The following is a 22,361-nucleotide window of genomic DNA, read 5'->3' as shown; positions in this document are numbered from 1 at the left end:
TACCGACTTTCAATGTATCCCAAAGTATAATAAAGGTAGTTCAGCGGGGTGGTTAAATTACTTATGCTGATGTTAAATAGTCAAATTATAAATTTTAATATATGGAAGATGATTATATAAGATTGTTGTCTATCCAAAAAAACAGGAGGAATTTACAATGGGTATGTTTTGTTATCAATGTCAAGAAGCTTCAAAGGGTACAGGCTGTACAATAAAAGGGGTTTGTGGTAAAACAGATGATGTAGCTAAAATGCAGGATTTGTTAATCTACATTTTAAAAGGAATATCAATTTATGCTACAAGAGCAAGAGAACTCGGAGTAGAAAATAAAGAAGTAAACAAATTTGTAGTAACTGGTTTGTTTATGACTATAACAAATGCTAATTTTAGTAAAGCTAGATTTGTAGAAGCAATAACTAAGGCATTAAAATTACGTGAAACAATTAAAACTGAACTTGTAAATGCTGGTGGAGTGATAGATGCTAACTTACCTGAATGTGCAACATGGACAGGAACACCTGCAGAATATGAGAGTAAATCTATAGATGCTTCCGTTCTTAAAACAGAAAACGAAGATATAAGATCTTTAAGAGAACTAGTGACTTATGGTATCAAAGGAATGGCAGCTTATGCTGACCACGCATTCAACTTAGGATATGAAAATAGTGATTTATATGCATTTATGCAAAAAGGCTTAGCTCAAATTACTGATGACACTTTATCGGTTGATGAATTAGTAGCATTGACACTTGAGTGTGGTAAATATGGAGTAGATGCTATGGCATTACTTGATAACGCAAATACTACTACTTATGGTAACCCAGAAATTACAAAGGTAAACATCGGAGTTCGTAATAACCCAGGAATATTAATTAGTGGACATGATTTAAAGGATATGGAAGAATTATTAAAACAAACAGAGGGCACTGGCGTAGATGTATATACTCATAGTGAAATGTTGCCAGCAAATTATTACCCAGCGTTCAAAAAATACACTCACCTAGTAGGTAATTACGGAAATGCATGGTGGAAACAAAATTCAGAATTTGAAAGTTTTAATGGACCAATACTTATGACAACAAACTGTATTACTCCTCCAAAAGATTCTTATAAAGAGAGAGTTTATACTACTGGAGCATCTGGATTCGACGGAATGAACCATATAGCTGATGGAGCTTTCGGAGCAGCTAAAGATTTTTCAGCAATAATCGCGCATGCTAAAAAATGTAGTGCACCAACTGAAATTGAAAGAGGAGAAATAGTTGGAGGATTTGCTCATAATCAAGTAATAGCACTTGCTGATAAAGTCGTAGATGCTGTAAAAACAGGAGCAATTAAGAGATTCTTCGTAATGGCTGGTTGTGATGGACGTATGAAAGGCCGCGAATATTATACTGACTTTGCAAAAGAGTTACCAACAGATACAGTTATTTTAACTGCAGGTTGTGCTAAATATAGGTATAACAAATTAGAACTAGGAGATATTGGTGGAATTCCTAGAGTTTTAGATGCTGGGCAATGTAACGATTCATACTCATTAGTAGTTATTGCAATGAAACTGCAAGAAGTATTTGGATTATCTGATATAAATGAATTACCAATAACATATAATATTGCATGGTACGAACAAAAAGCTGTAATAGTATTATTAGCATTACTTCACTTAGGTGTTAAAAATATTCATTTAGGACCAACACTACCTGCATTCTTATCTCCAAATGTTGTTAATGTATTAGTTGAAAATTTTGGAATAGCTGGAATAGGAAATGTAGAAGATGATATAAAAATGTTTATGGCTTAAAGATTTAAGCAAACATCCTAAAGTGTTTTAGGGTGTTTGTATTTATTTAGAGAAGTTTCTTAATATTTTTACAATATTATATATAGTAATGTTATAATGTATACAAGAGTTTTAAAAGTTAATTTTTATCAAACAAAATATTACAAATTAAGTGCTAATATGCTGAACTTTAGTAATATTTAAAAAAACTATTGAATAATTGTAGAATATATTTTAAAATATATAAATGGTTAGATAAAACTTGAAATCGGTTTTAATTATCTCCATATAAACTTTTGATCCTTATATTATTAGGTATGTTGCTGATTAGATCAGGCATGAACCAAATAAAATGCTAATAAGGCATCTTATTAGTTTATGTCTTTTATTTTAAAAATATAAAAAAAGAGAGTTATTAAGCTATTTTTGTAGATTTGGTTACTTTAATAGATTATAATAAATGTATTTAAAATATGTAGCAATGAGCAAACTAATATTTAAATGATTTATTAATAATTGTTACTTATCTTATAGAAAGGCAATTCTAAAATGTTAGAAATTAATTAAAGCAAAAGCTGAGAGTAGTTTATGTGTTTTAATCATTACTGAAAATGCAGAAGTGGAATCTGTAGAATTTGCTTTAGGAAATGTAGATAAAAACAATGAAATTATGATAATAAAATTAAAAAGTTAAAGGTGGTTACATTATGATAGAAAAGAAGGCGACGGTAAAAAATGAAACTGGAATACATGCAAGACCAGCATTATCAGTAGTTAAAGAGGCTTCAAAATTTAAATCAGAAGTTCTTATAGTAAAAGATGGTAATGAGTATAATGCAAAAAGTATAGTAGCTATAATGTGTATGGCAGCCGCTAAAGATGATGAAGTTATAATAAAAGCAAGTGGGGCGGATGAAGAAGCTGCTGCAGTTGCTATGGTGAAACTTATCGAGCAAGGGCTTACAAATTAGTAGAAAAAAATTATAATTGAAATTATAAAACAGGAATAACTGGAGGGTAAAATTATGTTAAAAGCAGTAGGTGTATCATTTGGAATAGCTATAGGAAAAGCATTAGTTATTAGCGATGAAGTAGTCGAAGTAAAGAAAAGCAAGGTTTCCGATTCAAAGGGAGAGGTCGCTAGGTTTGATAATGCATTGAAAGAAGCAATTTCAGAGCTTGAAAAAATGGTTGAAGGTGTAAAAGAAAAATTAGGAAATGAAAAAGCAGAAATATTCGAAGCACATTTATGTATGCTTGAAGATCCAGAATTTATAGGTGCTATTCAAAAGAAAATTGATGATGAGATGGTAAGTGCTGAATACTCACTACAAACCGTATCTACAGAAACAGCTGCTGTTTTTGAAAATATGGATAATGAATATATGAAAGAAAGAGCAGTAGATATTAGGGATGTAAGTAAAAGAGTGATGAATATATTAATGGGAATAAAAGTTGCGTCTATTGCAGACATTCAAGATGAATGTATATTAGTTGCAAGAGACCTTACTCCATCAGATACGGCGCAGATTGATAAAGAAAAGGTTTTAGCTTTTGTAACTGAAATAGGAGGAAGAACTGCTCATACATCTATTATTGCACGTTCTTTAGAATTACCAGCAGTTGTGGGTGCAGGTAGTGATATACATCAAATTAAAGATGGTGATTTAATTATCGTAGACGGAGAAGAAGGTTTAGTTATTATTAAACCAGACGAGAAAACTTTGAATGAATATAAAATCAAAAGAGAAGAATTTATTGAATCTAAACATCAATTACTTAAATATGCGACAATGTCATCTATAACAACTGATGGCAAAAAAGTTGAAATAGCTGCAAATATAGGGTCAGCAGCAGATTTAGGAGCTGTTCTTAAAAATGGAGCAGAAGCTATAGGATTATTTAGAACTGAGTTTTTATATATGGCAAACGATGCTCTACCAACTGAAGAAGAACAATTTGTAGAATATAAATCAGTTCTTGAAAAGATGAATGGAAAACCTGTTATTATAAGAACATTAGATATAGGTGGGGATAAAAAATTAGATTACTTACCTATGGACGAGGAAATGAATCCATTCTTAGGATATAGAGCTATAAGACTTTGCCTTGATAGAACAGATATATTTAAAACTCAATTAAGAGCTTTAGTAAGAGCATCTGCCTTCGGTAAGCTTAAAATCATGTTCCCTATGATATGTAATATTCAAGAGCTTAGAGCAGCTAAGAAATTACTTGAGGAGTGCACAAAAGAGCTTAAGTCTGAGGGAGTAACTTTTGATGAGAAGATTGAAGTTGGTATCATGATAGAAATACCATCTGCTGCAATAATATCAGATGTATTAGCTAAAGAAGTAGATTTCTTCAGCATTGGTACTAATGATTTGATTCAATATACTTTGGCAGTAGATAGAATGAACGAGAAAATATCATATTTATATGATTTTTATCATCCAGCTGTTTTAAGACTTATTAAAATAGTAATAGATAATGGACATAAAGCCGGAATAACGGTAAATATGTGTGGTGAGATGGCAGGAGACGCAAATCTTATTCCTGTACTTCTTGGATTTGGACTAGATGAATTTAGTATGAGTGCAGCTTCAATATTAAGAGCACGTAAAACTATTACAAATTCTAGCTTTAAAGAATGTGAAAAACTATCAGAACCAGTACTTACATTTGGTGATGCAGATGAAATAAAGGATTATATAAAGGCTAATATAAAAGCATAAGATATATTAACTAATTATTCTAAAGCAACCTATTCTTTATTAAGGATAGGTTGCTTTTTTATATGAAAAATATATATAATATCTCTTATAGAAGTTTTATAAAAAGGGTGAGATTATATGACTAAATTTAACGAAAAACTTATATTTCATATAGATGTTAATTCGGCATTTCTTTCTTGGAGTGCTACAGATAAGTTAAAGCAAGGAGGAAAGATAGACCTGAGGGATATCGCTGCTGTAATAGGTGGAGATGAACAGTCGCGAAGGGGGGTAGTTCTTGCAAAATCTATGATAGCTAAAAGGAGTGGAATAGTAACGGGGGAGAGCTTATTTACTGCAAGAAAGAAATGTATAAACCTTGTAGTTGTATCACCTGACTTTATGTTATATGAAAGCTGTAGTAAGGCTATGAGAAAAATATTTGGTGACTATACACCACTTATTGAGAAATTTTCTATAGATGAGTGTTATTTAGATGTAACAAGTTATAATACGTCTAAAGAAGCAGCACTAAGACTTGCATATGATATTAAAGATAGGATAAAAAAAGAGTTAGGGTTTACAGTGAATATAGGTATGTCAGATGTTAAGCTACTAGCAAAAATGGCATCTGATTTTGAAAAACCGGATAAAGTGCATACGCTTTATAAAAATGAAGTAGAAAAAAAATTGTGGCATCTTCCAGTTGGAGAGCTTTTTATGGTTGGGCGTAGAAGTGTTCCAAGGCTTAATAATTTAAATATATTTACTATAGGAGATTTAGCGAAGTACGATGTTCAATTTTTGAAATACCATTTTAAAAGTAGTGGTAGAATGATGTGGGAGTATGCCAATGGCATAGATAATAGAGAGGTAAGATCAAATAAGCAGGAGTTAAAAGGAATAAATAATTCAACAACCCTGGCAAATGATATTAAAAATAAAAATGAAGCATATATAGTATTGCTAGAATTAGTTGAACACACGGCTAGTAGATTAAGAAATATAAAAAAGTGTTGTTATTCTATTTCAGTAACTATAAGAAATAATGAATTCATTGATTATTCACGTAGTACTACTTTAAAAAGCTCTACGGATGTAACTCAGGAGATACTAAAAACAGTAAGGACTCTTTTTGATGAATTATGGAAAGGTGAGCCCATAAGATTACTGGGGGTTTCTCTTAATAATTTATGTGATGATAATTTTAAACAAATATCAATTTTTGATCTTGATAATACTAATGATGAAAAGAAAAGAGTTATAGATAAAACTATAGATAGTTTGCGCAATAAATATGGCGAAACTGCAGTTATGAAATCAATATTACTAAAGAAAAAATAGTATACTTAGTTGTAAATAAAGAATCCCATTACAAGTTATTGTTCTAAATTGTAAAAAGTAATATAAAATAGTTATGAGTATTGTTTTATAGTGCATTACTGAAAGTTTTGCAGTGTTGAAAACAATGACTTATGGGGGTATGAAAATATGGATAACAGAGCACTAATACCTTTATATACTAATGGAGATATGATAAATAATTTATATACAGTTGTAATTGAGGAATTTGCTGAAATAAAAAGTGAAAGTACAAGGAAGCTATTAACGATTAGTACAAATACACCATTATATGAAGCTACCTGTGGTAAAATAATGGAAGGTGACTTAAATGTTCAATTTTTAAATGAATTTACATCTCAGAAAATTGAAGAAAGAGTTTCAATTGTAATAACGATTTTGTCAAGATTAAAGAATATGTTAAATGAGCAAAATATGTTAAAGGTCATCACGAGTGGGAGCGATGTGGCAAATATTAAGGAATTTGATTTTGTTCAGTTCACTTGCGAATTATATAAAAATCCAGTATTAGAATATATAGAAGATATAATTAGAGTTATGGAAATGCAGTTAGCATTTTCACCGGAGCCACTAGAAAATGGTGATGAAAGTCAAGAACATAAAGTTAAAAGGCAAGTCTTAAAAATTCTAAAAGATGATATGGAAGTCTGCAAAACTGAAAAATGTATAAAGTTTATTAGTAGTAATATTGGTGATAGTAATACAAAGGTTATAGTGCCCCTGGAGATAAAACATATGGCAGATAATTTAGATTATATTGAAGGTGCGAAAATTACTGTTCTTGGTAAGGTGGTAAGAATTCCAAATAAAAATAAAACTGAAATAAATAACAATGATTTGCTTAGTGGAACTTATTTTGATTATTTAAATGAGGAGTATTTTAAAGAATTTAAAAACAGGTTTCTAAAAGATACAACTTTAATTAACGATTATGATTCAAACAATCTAGTAATTGATGGACCTGTAATTGAGATTATACCAATAGCAATGTATATTTAAATTGTAATAAATAAATGGGAAATAATATTGGAGGACTTATGTTTATACCAAATGATGTAAAAATAATTTTGGATACTTTAAAAAATAATGGATATGAATCTTATATAGTGGGGGGTAGTGTACGTGATGCTACAATCGGAAAAGCTGTTCCTAAGGATTATGATATAACTACTAATGCCCTGCCAGAAGAGATAATTAAAATTTTTGATAAGACTGTTCCGACGGGATTAAAACATGGGACTATTACTGTTATGGTAAATGGAGAGGGCTACGAGGTTACAACTTACAGAATAGATGGTGAATATCTAGATAATAGAAGACCGAGTGGTGTTACTTTTGTTTCAAATTTAGAAGAAGATTTAGCAAGGCGTGATTTTACTATAAATGCTTTAGCGTTCAACGAGAAAGATGGTCTTATAGATTGTTTTGACGGTATTTCCGATTTGAAAAACAAAATAATTAGAGCTGTAGGAGAACCTAATAAAAGATTTAAGGAAGATGCTCTAAGAATGCTTAGGGCTATTCGTTTTGCAGCTTCACTAGATTTTGATATAGAAGAAAAAACCATGATTGCTATAAAAATGAATTGTAACCTTATATCAAATGTAAGTACTGAAAGAATTAGAGATGAACTATGTAAAATGTTAGTATCTAATAACACTACAAAAGCTTTTAAATTACTTGAAGAAACTAAATTATTGCAGATTATATTGCCAGAACTTCAATTAACAGTAGGATTTAATCAGCGAAATCCTCACCATGACAAAGATATATTTTCACACATATTAGTAGTTGTAGAAAAATGCCCACCAGTTCTTAACATAAGAATGGCAGGATTACTTCATGATATCGCTAAACCAGATTGCTTTACTATTGATGTGAGTGGGATAGGACATTTTTATGACCATGATAGAAAGGGAGTTAAAATAGCAGGTCAAATACTTAGAAGATTTAAATTTGATAATGAGAGTATAACTGAAATTGAAATTTTAGTGAAAGAGCATATGAATGTACTTACAAAGCCAACAGAGATTTCTGTAAAACGTCTTATTAATAGAGTTAGCACTAAAATAGTATTTGACCTCTTTACGCTTCAAAGAGCAGATGCTTTAGGGTCGCGGTTTCCTCAAATTAGATTAGATGAAATTAATGAAGTGGAGAAACAAACTATAGCTATAATAGAATCTAAGGCTCCATTATCTATAAAAGAACTAGCAGTAAACGGTAAAGATTTAATGAGTGAATTTTCTATTAAGCCAGGAACTCAAATAGGTGTTATGCTAAAATTTCTTTTAAACATAGTATTAGAAAATTCGGAGCTTAATACTAAAGATAAACTTTTATCTATAATTTATGATAAGTATATAAAATAAAAATGAAAAAAGTATATATTACGCGTATTGCAATACGAGTAATATATACTTTTTTGCGCAAAAATAGATGGTATAAAACATTAAATTAGGAACAAAATAAGATTGCACGTAGAAATAAATGTTTAATTACATGAGAGAAGGTTTGTTTATGAAAACTAATGAAATAATTACTGTGCTAAATGAAAATGGAGAAAAAGTTGATTTAGAACTAATTGATGCTATTAAAATGGATGGAACTGATTATGTAATAGTTGGACCTAAAGATTCAGATGAGGCATATGCTTATAAGTCAGTTGTAGTTAATGGCGAAGTAGAATATAAATCAATAGGTCAGGGTGATGAGTTTAAAAAAGTATTAAAGAAGTATAGCGAGCATTAATATCGCAGTATATAAGGGATGATTTGTGTTTTTTAAATCTATAATAATAAGTAATTAGGAGGTTCTGTATGAAGAGTCGTGAACAAGTTAGTAAGGATAATTCCCGTAATTATATTAACAAAGACACAAAATCCAAAAATCCGCATTCTAAAAATCAAATTATTCAATCCATTGAGGAAAGTGCATACAATGATAGTGTTTTTACAACTAATAAAAGTGAGTATGGCGGAAACAAGTCAGAATAACTAATAAAGTGATATTAATAAAAAGAGCAAGCGTTTGTTATCTAAACTAAAATAGTATATAGTTTAGATAAGATAACTTGCTCTTTTGTTATAACAATAAAAAATTATGAAATAAAATAATAAACAGAAAGGAATTAGTGTATGGTTAAAATGTTTGAAGAATTTCAAAAACATCTAATGGAGGATAAAAATCCGTCTTTATATTTTGATGAAATTATAAATAATAAAGATATTTACACACTATATCCGTATACATTATTGAGAAATCTGATTGAGACTCCACAATCACCAGTTCACCATCCTGAAGGAAATGTATGGAAACATACAATGTTAGTTATAGATAATGCTGCAAAGAGAAAAGAAATTAGTGAGAATCCTATTGCTTTTATGTGGGCTGCTTTATTACATGATTTAGGGAAAGCACCTACTACAAAAGTTAAAAAAGGAAAGATAACATCATATGATCATGATAAAGTTGGTGCGAATCTTAGCAGAGAGTTCCTTTGTGCACTTACAAATAATGAAGCACTAATTAATCAGGTGACAGCTTTAGTTAGATGGCATATGCAAACTCTTTTTGTAACAAAAAACTTACCATTTGGAAATATTAAAGAAATGGCTGCAGATATATCTATTAAAGAAATTGCTTTGTTATCGGAGTGTGATAGACTTGGCAGAGGTGAGATGAATGACACTAAAATCTCCGAGGAAAAAGAGAACATCAAATCTTTCATTAAAAAGTGTGAAGCGCAGTTGTTGTCTTCTAAGTAATCTACATAAGTTTCTATAGCTTCCTAGGATATGGTGCCTTCTACCATAAGTGTATATATTGTTAGAACAGCATTCGCTTCACCTTGTAATTCTAAAATTTATTTTATTTAAATCTGCTAAAAACCGCAAACTCGCTTCGCTCAAACATGCGATTTTCTTACGCAGATATAAATAAAATAAATTAAGAATTACTAAGGTTTGTTCAATTGCTGTTTACACAATATATACACTTATTGCCGAAGTATTATGTTATTAGTATACTATTGGAATTAACAAGATTATCAGGATGCTTCAAAAGAACCATAGCCTTTTAGGCTATGGGGATAGTTGTGGAAGAAATGGATGCTTTGGGTATGAGAGAATGGAAGGGAATTATCAGGATATTTTAAAAGAACTATAGCCTTTTAGGCTATAGGGGGTAATTTGAAAGATTGGGAGATGAGTTTAGTGGAGTATGAGGGGATAGTGTATAGACCGCCTAGTGAGGCTTATAGTCTTATTGTACAGGTTACTATTGGGTGTTCACATAATGGATGTACTTTTTGCGGGATGTATAAAGATAAGAGGTTTAGGGTACGTGAATTAAAAGAGATTATGGCTGATCTTGAGCAGGCTAAGTTAGATTATGGTGTGGTTAAAAGAATATTTCTAGCAGATGGGGATGCTTTAGTTCTTAAAACTAGTGAATTAAAAATAATTTTATTAAAGATTAAAGAGTTGTTTCCAGGATGTGAGAGAGTGGGGGTTTATGCTACGCCTAATGATATTTTAGCAAAGTCAGTAGAGGATCTTAGTTTGCTTAAGGCTCTGGGAATTGGTATTTTGTATCTTGGAGTTGAATCTGGAAGTAATGAAATATTAAAGAGTATAAACAAAGGTGTAACTGCCCAAAATTTGATTATGGCAGGTAGAAAGGTTAAGGAAAGCGGTATAAAATTATCAACTACTCTGATTTCGGGTATAGGTGGAAGAGAAAAAATCAGTGAGAATGCTATAGAGTCGGCGAAACTTATAAGTGCTATAAACCCAGATTATGTTGGGTTTTTGACTTTAATGTTAGAAAGCGGAACATCTATTTATAAAGATATACAAAATGATATCTTCCATGTATTAACTTCGGAAGAAGTAGTTCAGGAGTTAAGAGAATTTCTTGAAAATGTAGAAGTTACTAATTGTATTTTTAGAAGTAATCATGCTTCAAATTATGTATCACTTTCTGGAACGTTACCAGTTGATAAAGATAAGTTACTTTCGGATATTGATATAACACTTAAAGGTAAACATGGATATAAACAAGAGGAATATAGGAGATTATAATAAACTGAAAGCACATTCCTAGCTATATTACAAAATAAAAAAGGTGTTGATATTATGAAAGAAAAAATTCTTGAATTACTTAAGGCCAGTGGAAATAATTTTGTGTCGGGTCAAAAAATTAGTGAGGTTTTAGGAGTCAGTCGTGCGGCTATTTGGAAACATATAAAGGTTATTAAAGAGGATGGTTACGAAGTTGAAGCTATTTCAAGGAAGGGTTATAGAATAATCTCATCACCTGATATACTAACCTTTGAGGAAATTAAAAATCATCTAAATACAGAGTGTATAGGCAAAAATATTATTTACTGTAATTCTATAGGGTCGACAAACACTAAGGCCAAAGAGCTTGCGGAAATGGGACAAGAACATGGCTCAGTTATTATAAGCGAAGAACAAACATTAGGACGTGGAAGGCTAGGCCGAAATTTTTTATCACCAAAGTATAAGGGTATATGGATGTCAATTATACTTAGACCTGATATACTTACGGAAAATATATCAAAGATAACTCTTCTTGGAGCAGCTGCTGTTCAAAAAGCTATTATGGAAATGGGGGTTAAAACAAGTATTAAATGGCCTAATGATATAATTCTTAATAGTAAAAAGGTATGTGGTATATTAACAGAAATGAGCGGAGAAATAGATCATGTAAATTACTTAGTTATGGGAATTGGAATCAATGTAAATCTAGAAAAAGAAGATATTACAACTGATTTAAAAGATGTGGCTACGTCAATTAAGATTGAAAGTGGTAAACTTATGGATAGGAAGCTACTTCTTGCTAGCATTTTAAATATATTTGAAGAGTTATATAATGATTTTGTAGAAAATGATAGTATAAAAGAAACTTTAGAGATATGTAGAAAAAATTCTGTACTTATAGGTAAAGAAATTCAATTAATAAATAGAGGGAAAGTAACGATAGCTAAAGCAATTGATATAAGTGATAAAGGTGAATTAGTTGTTGAGAATTCTAGTGGCAATGTTGAGTATATTGTATCAGGAGAAGTATCTATTAGAGGAATGGATGGATATAGTGATTAAAATAATTTAAATCTATATTTTTATATGGACATGTTGGCGAGGTTAACGGTATAATGTGTTTATTAAGTTTGAAAGGGGAATTGTCATGGAAGAAAATAAAGTTATTACAATGCTAGATGAAGATGGAGAAAAGGTTGATTTTGAAATAATTGAAATTATTGAATTAGATGAAAATAAATATGCACTGCTCGCTCCAGTAGGAGAAGAAGATGATGCTTTCGTCTATAAAATAGAATTAGTAGACGATAAAGAACAATATATTGCAGTAGAAGATGAGGAAGAATTCGCAAAAGTATTAGAAGAATATGAATCAACATTTGAAGAATAAGTAAATAGGCCAATAGACCATTTGGGTTTATTGGCTTTTTATTGTAAACATTAAATAATTATTGTACAATTCGAGGAGGAAAAGTTTTGAATTACGTTGCGGTTGATATGGAAGCACTTATAGAAACAATTTCGCATGTTGATGATAATTTAGGGAAAAGTTATCTAGATTCGGTTACTGGTGAGGTTATATATATTCCCACAGAAGTAAGTTTAGCGTTAGAAAATGGGACATTAGAGGAAAATACCTTTGATAATTGGTTAAAAGAATTTGTTAGTGTTGCAATACTTATTAATGAGGATAAGGCAAATAGGTATTTAATTACTCCACTAATAGATGAGGATTTTTATATAAAAGCTATGAAGGAATATGTTAAAACTAAAATCAGTAATTCTGATTTGAAATTAGAATTAACGGAGGCATTAAAAAGCAATGAGCCTACAAAAAAATTTAAACATATTCTAATGGATAAACAAAATACAATTGATGGATGCGAAGACGATGAATGCACTACAGATGAGTATTATAAATATGAGGACCATTGTATAAATGAATTTGTTATAGAGTGGTTAAAATCAAATCGTATTGAATTAAAATATTTGAGTTGAATTATAATGTTATCAATGGATTTATGGGGGTAGGTACATGTTAGTATATCAAGTAGCAATAAGGCTTGCGCTTGCAGTTTTAGTCGGTGGTTTAATTGGGTATGAGAGAGAGTTTAAAAATAGACCAGCTGGGTTTAGAACACATATATTAGTATGTCTAGGTGCGGCAATTACTTCAATGATACAATTATACTCTATTCAAGAAACAACGAATATGATTTTGCAACATCCAGAGCTCCAATCGGCTATGAAAGTAGATATTGGAAGACTGGGAGCACAAGTTATAACAGGGGTAGGCTTTTTAGGGGCAGGTACTATTATACATGATAAGGGATCAATAAAAGGACTTACTACGGCAGCAAGCATATGGACAGTTGCTTGTATAGGCCTTGCAATTGGACTGGGGTATTATACTTTAACGATATTATCAACTGTATGTGTTTTTATAGTATTAGTATTTCTTAAGACTTTCGAAACTAAGCTTTTTAAAAATACTAATGTTCTAAAATTGGAAATTCAATATGTTAATAAAAAAGACATGGTGGAAAAGTTAGAAAAATATTTTGACAGTGTTAGCATAAAGGTTAAGAATATAGAATTTGTGATTGATGATGAAGAAGATGAAAATGAAACTTCAAAGTACAGTACAACGATGTATACAATTTTAGCGCCAAGATATATTAAGAGTAGTGGTATTGTGCAAAAATTATGTGCTTTTGAGGAAATCTATAAAGCTGAAATAATGTAAATAAGGATTTTAATATTTTCATTTATAAATAAAATATATTAGACATATCTCAATCAATAAGATATAGGTTAAAGTAAAAAGTAGTTTTTTGAATTTGTTCATAGTTATCACCCCTTATATATTGTATGTTAGAGAGGGGGGTAACATACAATATATAAAAATATTGTGTATAAAATTAACAAAACAAAAAGAGTACCCATAATAGGTACTCTTTTTGTTTTGTTAGAATTATCTTCTAGATTTAGCAACTTCAATATTTACTTTTCTGCTATTTAATCTCTTACCTGAACTATTATTTAAAATAGCATCAACTAAGTTTGAAGGTACATCTAAGAAAGAAAATTTATCTAAGATGTCAATACGGCCAAGTTCAGTTTTGTTAATATTAGCAGTTTCACATAAGAAAGCGATAATATCCTTAGTCATAACTTCATCCATTCTTCCTATAGATAAGAATAGTCTAACAGTATCAGATGTTGTTGTTGTAGAATCATCTGCATAGTTATAGTTAACTTCTTTATCAAAAATAATTTTTATTAAAGAAGCAGCTACATCTTCATCACCAAATTCTGAAATAAGATTTTGTCCTAGTGGAAGAAAGTTTTCATACAAATTTTCTTTTAGAACTAATTTTATTTGATCTATAATAGTATCTGATTTAGCAGCAAAAATATCTGTTATAGTAGGTACAGTTTTTTTGTTAATTACACTTTTAGTATCACGTTCAATTTGTCTTATAGCTGATAATTCACGTCTTGTTATAAGATTATATGCTGTACCTTCTTTACCTGCTCTACCAGTTCTACCAATTCTATGTATATATGATTCGCTATCTTGTGGTAAATCATAATTTATTACATGAGTAACATCCTCAACATCGATTCCTCTTGCAGCTACATCAGTTGCAATTAAGAAGTTTAAATTACCTTCTTTGAATTTCTTAAGAGTGTTCATTCTTTGGCTTTGTTTCATGTCTCCGTGCATACCTTCTACAGTATAACCTCTAGGTTGTAATGCATCAACTAACTCATCTACACCTTTTTTAGTTTTACAGAATAGTATACAAGTTTTAGGAGCATCAACATCAAGAATTCTACATAATGATTCAAATTTGTTTTTATTATTTACTTCATAATAAAATTGCTTTATAGTAGAAACTGTTAAAGATTTCTTTTCTATAGCAATAATTTTTGTTTCTGGATGCATATATTTCTTTGACAATATTTTAATAGCTCTTGGCATAGTAGCTGAGAAAAGTAAAGTCTGTCTATCTGAACTTAAATTACTTATAATACTTTCAATATCTTCAATAAAGCCCATGTTTAACATTTCGTCAGCTTCATCTAAAACAAGAAACTTAGCATTTGCAAGTTTTAAAGTGCCTTTTCTAATATGGTCTAGTAATCTTCCTGGAGTTCCAACTACAATATCTACTCCTCTTTTTAGAGCGGATATTTGTCTATCGATAGATTGACCACCATAGATTGGTAATATCTTAATTCTTTCATGTTTTGCAATTCGAGAAAGTTCTTCAGCAACTTGAACAGCAAGTTCTCTTGTTGGAGACATTATTATTGCTTGAACTTTACCATTTGATTTTTCCATTCTACTTAAAATGGGTGCACCAAATGCTAATGTTTTACCAGTTCCTGTTTGAGCCTGACCTATGATATCAAAGCCAGCAAGTACTACTGGAATAGCTTTTTCTTGGATATCAGATGGGTATTCAAATTTTAAATCCTGTATAGCGTGTAGTACAGATTCGTTTAGTCCTAATTCATCAAATTTAATTTTTTCCATTAATTAAAATTCCTCTTTCTTCTCATAAAGTATCAAATACATCTATTATTACAATTTTCTATACAAAACAATAAATATTAAACTAAAAAAACAAAATTAAATTGCTTTTCATTATTACTTTAAAAAACTCCTCAAAATTGAGTTCTTTTCAATAATATAAATAAGAGGTAATCCAATTCCATAACAGCAGACTAATTCTCCCCATGCAACTTGCAGCATACAAAGTAAAAGGGGCATGTCCTTGACATATAAAAGCTTTAACAGTATGCCTATAACAAAGGCATTTACTAGCACAGCTGGTAATGGAGCAAGTATTTTTTTAAACTTTAGTTTGCTCTTACCAATATAGTAAGTTAAAATTGCGGATATAAGTGTTGCAAGGGAACCGAAAACCATATCCATAATACCTAGTGGACTTATAATATTAGAAACTATACAACCTATTAGCAATCCTGGAATAGAAAAGGATGCGAAGTAAGGTAGGATAGTAAGCCCTTCAGCTACGCGATATTGAATAACTCCAAAGCTGAAAAACGATAAGCTTAGAGTTAAAGCCGCATAAATAGCAGCCACCATTGCTGCAAAAACGATTTTTCTTATTTTTACAGACATAGTTCCTTCATTTAATTTAATATTCAATTTTGTGCCTCCATAGTTTTAGTTTAAGACAGGATGGTTGCGAACTGTCTATGAGTATTTGACTCGAACTTTAATTCTAGTATATAAATCCTAATTAGTCAATAGCTTTTGCTATAATTCACAAAAAAATGTGCTCTAAATTGGTTAAGAATATAGTTTAAAGTAGTTAAAAGTATGATATAGTTAAACAACATATACGTTTTACTTAAATGTAAGTAAATTATTTTGAAAGTTAAGGTGTAAATTACCTCTTGAATGTATTAATATTGTATTTTAAGATGATAATTAATAATATAGTTTTCGGTTAAAGGAGAATATGATGATTAAAGAAATTTTCAACACAAAACAAACAGAGCTAATCAATGGTATAAAACTTATTACTATTAAAAAGGACAGTCAAATATCAGCAGTTCATGCTGGAGTAAATATAGGTTCGCTTTTTGAAGAAAAAGATGAAAAAGGAATAGCGCACTTTATTGAACATATGCTGTTCAAAGGTACGCAGGTTAGAACAAATGAGAAGCTAAACAGTGATTTAGAAAATTTAGGTGGAGAATATAATGCTTATACTGATTTTAATTCTACAGTATATAGTGCTACGATTTTAAATGAGGAATTAGAGAATGCTATAACACTCATGGGGGATATGCTTTTAAACTCTACTTTTCCAATTGGTGAGATTGAAAAGGAACGAGGCGTTATATTATCTGAAATTAGAACAATTAATGATGACATTGAAGACTTAAGTTTTCAAAAAGTTAATGAAATTGCGTTTAAATATAGTCCGCTTAGGGAAGATACTATTGGAAATGAAGATATTATAAAAAATGTTACCAGGGAGCAACTTGTTAAGTTTTATAATAAATATTATTTGCCGAACAATTCTTTTATATCTATTGTATCCCCATTTGAACATGAGGACATAATAAATATTGTAAGTAAGTGTTTTGGTAAATGGACTAAGAACAAATTTGAAAAGAAAAAAATAGTGACTGAAAAACAACAATTTATAAAAAAAATATCATATAAAAAAGAAATTGAGCAAAGTACAATACTTTATTTGTATACATTTAATGGATTATCTAAAGACGAGGAACTAGCACTTAGAATATTAAATTTTAAGTTTGGTGAAAGTTCTAATTCCATATTATTTAGAGAACTTCGCGAGAAAAGAGGATTGTCTTATGATGTTTATACTCATTTAGATACTTCCAATAATGTTAAAACACTTTATATTTATACCTCGGTATCAGAAAAAAATGTTGATGAGGCAATCAATGTAATTGATACTGTAATTAAAGACATCGAAACTGAGAAAATAATTTTTGATGATAATACAATATCTTTAATGAAAAAAATAATGAAAACTGCCATTGCATCAACACTTGAGGATTCTACGGATCTTTCGAATTATGTACTTCATCAGGCTATGGATAATGAAGATATATATCAATTTACTGACGATATGAAAAATATGGGAAATATTAAAAGTGAGGATTTATATAATGTTTCTAGAAAAGTATTACAAAAACCAACTATTCACATATTTTTGCCAGAAAAGAGAGGCTAATATTGAGTAGTCTTATTACAAAAATTGAATTCCAAAAGAAGAACAAGGCTAGAGTTAACATCTATATGGATGGGGAGTATGCTTTTGCATGTGATGCTCAGCTTGTTTATATTCATAATATAAGTAAGGGTAGAGACATGGACAAGAAGAGCCTTGAAAATATAGTTAATGAAGATAATTATATAAAAGGAAAAACTTGTGCACTTCACTTTTTAGAAAGAAGTTTTAAGTCAACAAAGCAAGTAATAGATAAATTAACGATGAAAGAATTTGATGTTAAAACCATAGAACGGGTAATGGACTTTTTAAGGCAGTATGATTTTATTGATGATAGTCTATTTATTAAGTTATATATAAAAGAGAAAATTAGATCTTGTGGTAAAAATAAGATTAAATTTGCCTTATTAAAAAAATTTCTACCAAAAGAATTGATTAATGAAGAACTTAATAAAATAACTAGTGAACAGCTAATGGAAACAGCTTTGAAGTTAGCAAATAAAAAGATTGTAACATTAGCTAAGAGTGAAAAAGACCACCAAAAACTATACAAAAAAACATCAGATTATTTAGCCCGTAGTGGATATGATTACGAACTAATCAGAAAAGTTATGGATGAAATCGCGAGTGATGACAAGGATGATGACCTTGTAGAAGGGATACCTTTGTCCAAAGGTGAGAACTATGAAGATACATCCGCGCAAGATTATAATAAATTGTATGAACTAGCTAGTAAAAGGTACAATATATTAATTAAGTCAGAGACTGATAAGAGAAAAATATACAAAAGGCTTTACGATTATCTTTTAAGGCGTGGTTTTAGGTGGGAACAAATCAAAAAAGTATTAAGAAATTTGATTAACGGTGTGGAAGATGAATAGATATGAGGTGAATTATAACTTTAGTTTATCTCATCCTCAAAATATAATAAGTCGGAGGAAAAAGATGATACGAATTAAAGCAGGTGATAGTATTGTTTAGGCAACCCGTAAGTATGATTTTGCTATTATTATTTATATACCCAATAATTAGAGGTTTTATATCTAAGTTTTCATCGGAATATTTAAAAGGATCTATTGAAGGCGTGTTTCAAAGCTTCTCTTTTTTGTTTTCTTTGTGTCTAGGTATTTATTACACTAAAAAAATATTTATTCAACATGATGAAGGTATTTATGCAAATATATATAAAAATATACCGCCAAAGGCTATAGAATTTATTAATAGTAATCCATTGGTAATTTATATATTACTTATGCCACTTTTGATAATGATAATTTACAGCATCATAACTTTTGTTGTTAATATTATTGCTCATATTACTATTTATCCTTTATTTGATACTATAGAGAATAAGCTAAAGAAAAAGAGTATTTTATTTAATAGAATTGTTGGTGCAATATTTCAAGTTCCTAAGGCAATTTCTTATGTAATTGTTATTACTTTTGTATTGAATTTTATGTCACTTCTCAATGTAGCGGATACATACAATAAATATCTGGAAGAATCACAAGCATATAATTATATATCAAAGGAAGTAGTCATTCCTCTTACTAATTCGAAACTTGCGAAAAAACTTCCTAATATTGTTAATAATTCCTTTACCATAGTTGTGAAAGATCCTTCTACATCTGAGACTAATGTACAAAACAACAAGCATAAGGGCATAATTTATTACAATGGTATTACACTAGAGCAAGGAGTTAAGTCTAATGATGAGATAAACAAGTTCGCAATTAACTTGGTTCAAAGTAAAAGTGGAACAAAGGATAAAGCGAGGGCTATATATAAATGGGTAGGTAGTGAAATAGTTTATAGCGATGAAAAAGCAAATAGAGTATTAAATAATGATACACAAATGACATCGGGGGCCATTCCAACTTTTAATTCTAAAAGTGGGATATGTTTCGATTATGCATGTCTATACGTCGCTATGTGCAGAGCTAACAATATAAAGGTTAGAATTATAACTGGTCAAGGCTTTAATGGAAGTAATTGGGTCAGTCATGCTTGGAATCAAGTATATATAGCAGGAGAGAATAAATGGATTAATGTAGATCCTACATTTTTAATAGGAGGAGACTATTTTGATACTAAGAGATTTACTATAGATCATAAGCAAGAGAGCATAGCTGGAGAGTGGTAAAAAAAAACCCTGAAATCAGGGAGTTTTCTCTGAAATTAGGGGGTTTTTTTATAACTTTTTAATAATAAATTAATAGCCTTTTCACAATCTTCATCATCATTATTTAGTGACCAAGCGGTATTGAAATAATATAATGCTTTTGGTTTGTTAAAACACATCGCATAACAGTAAGCTAAGTTGAAAAAGTATTTGCTTTCACGGCGCAGTGATATAGCAGCATGGAATAAAGGGATTGCATCTTCATATTTTTTTAAGTGAATAAAACATACTGCACTATTATAAAGCGCGCCAGCCTCATTATCTTTCATCTCAGCAGCTTTCTTATATAGAGATATTGCTCTATTATAATCTTTAGTATTGTAAATATCGTTAGCCTTTTGAAAGTATTCCATTATTACCCTCCTTATGATTCATAAAAGAATTACAAATTAGTTATCCTAAATCTCATTTAAATTTAATATTAGATCACTATTAATTTAAATGAGACTAATATGGACAGTACTTCATTGAATTGGTTATTCAATATAAATACTGTCCAAGGGTTTTAATTTATATTCATTATAAGTAAAATTTCATTTGTTTTTAAAAACCACTTTTCTTTCAATAAATGCTACCACCTCATACATAAGGTAAGCTAATATTGCGAGTATTACTATACTCATCATTACCATATCTAGCTCGGAAACTTGACCACCATAAATTATTAAAAAACCTAAACCTTCTTTAGCTACTAAGAATTCACCCATAATTACACCAACCCATGATAGCCCTACGTTTATTTTAAGTGCAGAAATGAGAGTAGGAATAGAAGCAGGAATAATTAGAGTAATTAATATTTGAAGTTTCGAGGCACCAAATGTCTTTAAAAGTTTTATCTTATCTTCATCAACTTCTCTAAAACCACCTAGGATACTTATTATAGTTACAACTATTGATATTAAAAGAGCAATTACTATTATTGCTTTTATACCATTGCCTACCCAAAATATAATAATAGGTGCAAGGGCTACTTTAGGCAAAGCGTTCAATACAATTAAATATGGGTCTAAAACTTTGGATACAAAATCGGACCACCACAATAATACTGCGATAAGGGCGCCTAAAATTGTTCCAAGTAAAAAACCTGTTATGGTTTCAAAACATGTTACAGAGATATGAGTTAAAAGTGTTCCTTCATTATATACTTGTATAAACGATGTAAACATTTTCGAGGGTGTACTTGTTAGAAATGAATCTATCCATTTGAGTCTGCCGGCTATTTCCCAAAGACTAAAAAATGTTATTAATATTATTATCCTTGTAAAAATAATAATGTATTTTTTTCTTTTTACGTCTTTAATATATTTTTTCTGTTCATCGCTTTGAATCAGCATTATTATTCAACTCCTTCCAAATTTCATTGAAGTAAATACTGAAATTTGGAGCTTCTCTACGTTTTAATGGATAAGAAAAGTTTTCACCAAATTCTAGTGTCATGTGTTTAACAATTACAGCAGGTCGTTTAGAAAGGATAATAATTTCATCTGACATAGCGATGGCTTCTGCAATGTCATGTGTTACCATTATTGTGGTCTTTTTCTCTTTTTTTATAATTTCAGAAACCTCATCACTAATGTTTAATCTAGTTTGATAGTCTAAAGCTGAAAAAGGTTCATCTAAAAGAAGTAATTCAGGACTTAAAGCTAAGGTTCTAATTAAAGCAACCCTTTGCCTCATGCCTCCAGATAATTCTCTAGGATGATGGTCTCTAAATTCCCAGAGATTATAACTTATTAGAAGTCTTTTTACTAATTCCTTATTGGCAACTGTAATAGAATGGTTAATTTTAAGGCCTAGCAGTACATTGTCCCATATAGTTAGCCAGTCGAACAATTGATCCTTTTGAAACATATATCCGATTTTTAAAAAACTTACGCTATCAGCGCTACTATTAATTTTAATTTCCCCAGATGACGGAGAAATTAAGCCTGCTATTATATTTAATAGCGTAGATTTTCCGCAACCAGAAGGTCCTACAATACTTAAAAAGTGACCTTCTTGTACACCAAAGGAGATATCTGCTAAAGCATGAGTTTCTGCAGTTAAGGAGTGGTAATTCATACATATATTATTAATTTCTACTTTAATCACTTTATCATCCCCTCAAAGTTATAGTTTAGTATATGAGAGCTCATATTGTATTGTTAATGAACATTTTATAAGATGACGATAAATACTATTAAATCAAAATTGTGGTTATTAGATATTCTTATAGGAATAAAAGATAATTGACATTAGTTTCTAAAGTAATTAAGTAAAAATAGGTTGAAAATATCATATTTATTGAGTTATAATGTTATATACTAGTCTAATAATTTTTTTTAAACCTTGTTGATATGTAAAATAAATATTAGAATGATATAATTAATGGAAAGAATATGCTAATAAGTTGCGATTTTGAGAATAAATTATGTTTTTGAAGAATAAAAATATATAAACTAAAAATAGGATATATGAAAGAAAAATTTTCAAAAATAATGGGTTTATATCAAGACGCATAAATAT

Annotated in this window: 22 protein-coding genes; 17 read left to right on the top strand and 5 right to left on the bottom strand. The window is 29.9% G+C overall.

Annotated features, from left to right (window positions below; translation table 11 throughout):
- Positions 1-157: 157 nt before the first annotated feature.
- The 14 genes from hcp (at position 158) to KPL44_RS12890 (ending at position 13,668) form a co-directional block, all read left to right on the top strand.
- Positions 158-1,801 (top strand): hydroxylamine reductase, encoded by a 1,644-nt coding sequence (gene hcp, locus KPL44_RS12955; RefSeq protein ID WP_216250889.1) that lies wholly within the window; start codon positions 158-160, stop codon positions 1,799-1,801.
- A 686-nt stretch (positions 1,802-2,487) separates the two neighbouring features.
- On the top strand, positions 2,488-2,751 hold the full coding sequence (locus KPL44_RS12950; protein WP_216122897.1) for an HPr family phosphocarrier protein: 264 nt from the start codon (positions 2,488-2,490) through the stop codon (positions 2,749-2,751).
- A gap of 54 nt (positions 2,752-2,805) precedes the next feature.
- Positions 2,806-4,515: a phosphoenolpyruvate--protein phosphotransferase gene (gene ptsP, locus KPL44_RS12945; protein WP_216250887.1), complete on the top strand. Its 1,710-nt coding sequence runs from the start codon at positions 2,806-2,808 to the stop codon at positions 4,513-4,515.
- A gap of 117 nt (positions 4,516-4,632) precedes the next feature.
- Positions 4,633-5,838, top strand: coding sequence for a Y-family DNA polymerase (locus KPL44_RS12940; protein ID WP_216250885.1), 1,206 nt, complete (start codon positions 4,633-4,635; stop codon positions 5,836-5,838).
- A gap of 147 nt (positions 5,839-5,985) precedes the next feature.
- Positions 5,986-6,855 carry a DUF6414 family protein gene (locus KPL44_RS12935; protein ID WP_216250882.1) on the top strand — a complete coding sequence of 290 codons (870 nt, stop codon included), beginning with the start codon at positions 5,986-5,988 and terminating at the stop codon, positions 6,853-6,855.
- A 14-nt stretch (positions 6,856-6,869) separates the two neighbouring features.
- The gene (locus tag KPL44_RS12930; protein WP_216250880.1) at positions 6,870-8,228 is read left to right on the top strand and encodes a CCA tRNA nucleotidyltransferase; all 1,359 of its coding nucleotides are present in this window, start codon (positions 6,870-6,872) and stop codon (positions 8,226-8,228) included.
- A gap of 148 nt (positions 8,229-8,376) precedes the next feature.
- On the top strand, positions 8,377-8,607 hold the full coding sequence (locus tag KPL44_RS12925; RefSeq protein WP_216250875.1) for a DUF1292 domain-containing protein: 231 nt from the start codon (positions 8,377-8,379) through the stop codon (positions 8,605-8,607).
- A 68-nt stretch (positions 8,608-8,675) separates the two neighbouring features.
- Positions 8,676-8,852 (top strand): hypothetical protein, encoded by a 177-nt coding sequence (locus KPL44_RS12920; protein WP_216250872.1) that lies wholly within the window; start codon positions 8,676-8,678, stop codon positions 8,850-8,852.
- A gap of 141 nt (positions 8,853-8,993) precedes the next feature.
- A complete protein-coding gene (locus tag KPL44_RS12915) occupies positions 8,994-9,623 on the top strand; it encodes an HDIG domain-containing metalloprotein (RefSeq protein WP_216250869.1) in 630 nt (209 codons plus the stop codon).
- A 447-nt stretch (positions 9,624-10,070) separates the two neighbouring features.
- Complete coding sequence (locus tag KPL44_RS12910) at positions 10,071-10,940, top strand: radical SAM protein (RefSeq protein WP_216251092.1); 870 nt, start codon at positions 10,071-10,073, stop codon at positions 10,938-10,940.
- A gap of 54 nt (positions 10,941-10,994) precedes the next feature.
- Positions 10,995-11,984 (top strand): biotin--[acetyl-CoA-carboxylase] ligase, encoded by a 990-nt coding sequence (locus KPL44_RS12905; protein WP_216250866.1) that lies wholly within the window; start codon positions 10,995-10,997, stop codon positions 11,982-11,984.
- An 85-nt stretch (positions 11,985-12,069) separates the two neighbouring features.
- On the top strand, positions 12,070-12,312 hold the full coding sequence (locus tag KPL44_RS12900; RefSeq protein WP_216250864.1) for a DUF1292 domain-containing protein: 243 nt from the start codon (positions 12,070-12,072) through the stop codon (positions 12,310-12,312).
- A gap of 86 nt (positions 12,313-12,398) precedes the next feature.
- Positions 12,399-12,920, top strand: coding sequence for a UPF0158 family protein (locus KPL44_RS12895; protein ID WP_216250861.1), 522 nt, complete (start codon positions 12,399-12,401; stop codon positions 12,918-12,920).
- Between the two features lie 37 nt (positions 12,921-12,957).
- Positions 12,958-13,668, top strand: a complete 711-nt coding sequence (locus tag KPL44_RS12890) for an MgtC/SapB family protein (RefSeq protein ID WP_216250857.1) — start codon at positions 12,958-12,960, stop codon at positions 13,666-13,668.
- Positions 13,669-13,896: 228 nt separating this feature from the next.
- Here the strand turns inward: KPL44_RS12890 and KPL44_RS12885 are convergent, their stop codons facing one another.
- Both KPL44_RS12885 and KPL44_RS12880 read right to left on the bottom strand, forming a co-directional pair.
- Entirely contained in the window at positions 13,897-15,468 is a 1,572-nt protein-coding gene (locus KPL44_RS12885) for a DEAD/DEAH box helicase (RefSeq protein ID WP_216106903.1), read from the bottom strand.
- A 114-nt stretch (positions 15,469-15,582) separates the two neighbouring features.
- On the bottom strand, positions 15,583-16,107 hold the full coding sequence (locus KPL44_RS12880) for a QueT transporter family protein (protein ID WP_369700372.1): 525 nt from the start codon (positions 16,105-16,107) through the stop codon (positions 15,583-15,585).
- Between the two features lie 319 nt (positions 16,108-16,426).
- Between KPL44_RS12880 and KPL44_RS12875 the strand changes: the two genes are divergently transcribed.
- The 3 genes from KPL44_RS12875 to KPL44_RS12865 all read left to right on the top strand — a co-directional run bounded on the left by KPL44_RS12875 (position 16,427) and on the right by KPL44_RS12865 (position 19,817).
- The gene (locus tag KPL44_RS12875; RefSeq protein ID WP_253201756.1) at positions 16,427-17,677 is read left to right on the top strand and encodes a M16 family metallopeptidase; all 1,251 of its coding nucleotides are present in this window, start codon (positions 16,427-16,429) and stop codon (positions 17,675-17,677) included.
- Positions 17,678-17,679: 2 nt separating this feature from the next.
- Positions 17,680-18,555, top strand: a complete 876-nt coding sequence (recX, locus tag KPL44_RS12870; RefSeq protein ID WP_216250854.1) for a recombination regulator RecX — start codon at positions 17,680-17,682, stop codon at positions 18,553-18,555.
- 113 nt (positions 18,556-18,668) lie between these two features.
- On the top strand, positions 18,669-19,817 hold the full coding sequence (locus KPL44_RS12865; RefSeq protein WP_253201755.1) for a transglutaminase domain-containing protein: 1,149 nt from the start codon (positions 18,669-18,671) through the stop codon (positions 19,815-19,817).
- A gap of 35 nt (positions 19,818-19,852) precedes the next feature.
- On the opposite strand, the gene KPL44_RS12860 is transcribed toward KPL44_RS12865, so the two are convergent.
- From KPL44_RS12860 to KPL44_RS12850, 3 genes are all read right to left on the bottom strand, one after another.
- Positions 19,853-20,209 carry a tetratricopeptide repeat protein gene (locus KPL44_RS12860; protein ID WP_216250848.1) on the bottom strand — a complete coding sequence of 119 codons (357 nt, stop codon included), beginning with the start codon at positions 20,207-20,209 and terminating at the stop codon, positions 19,853-19,855.
- A gap of 180 nt (positions 20,210-20,389) precedes the next feature.
- Positions 20,390-21,190 carry an ABC transporter permease gene (locus tag KPL44_RS12855; RefSeq protein WP_216250845.1) on the bottom strand — a complete coding sequence of 267 codons (801 nt, stop codon included), beginning with the start codon at positions 21,188-21,190 and terminating at the stop codon, positions 20,390-20,392.
- Positions 21,171-21,917, bottom strand: coding sequence for an ABC transporter ATP-binding protein (locus KPL44_RS12850; protein ID WP_253201766.1), 747 nt, complete (start codon positions 21,915-21,917; stop codon positions 21,171-21,173). Before KPL44_RS12850 ends, KPL44_RS12855 begins: the two co-directional genes overlap by 20 nt.
- Positions 21,918-22,361 lie beyond the last annotated feature (444 nt).

This window comes from Clostridium sp. DSM 17811 (assembly GCF_018861905.1).
GTDB classification, from domain to species: Bacteria; Bacillota; Clostridia; order Clostridiales; family Clostridiaceae; genus Clostridium_AD; species Clostridium_AD frigoriphilum.
Note: the sequence above shows the minus strand (reverse complement) of the source record. Positions and strands in the feature narration are given on the sequence as shown.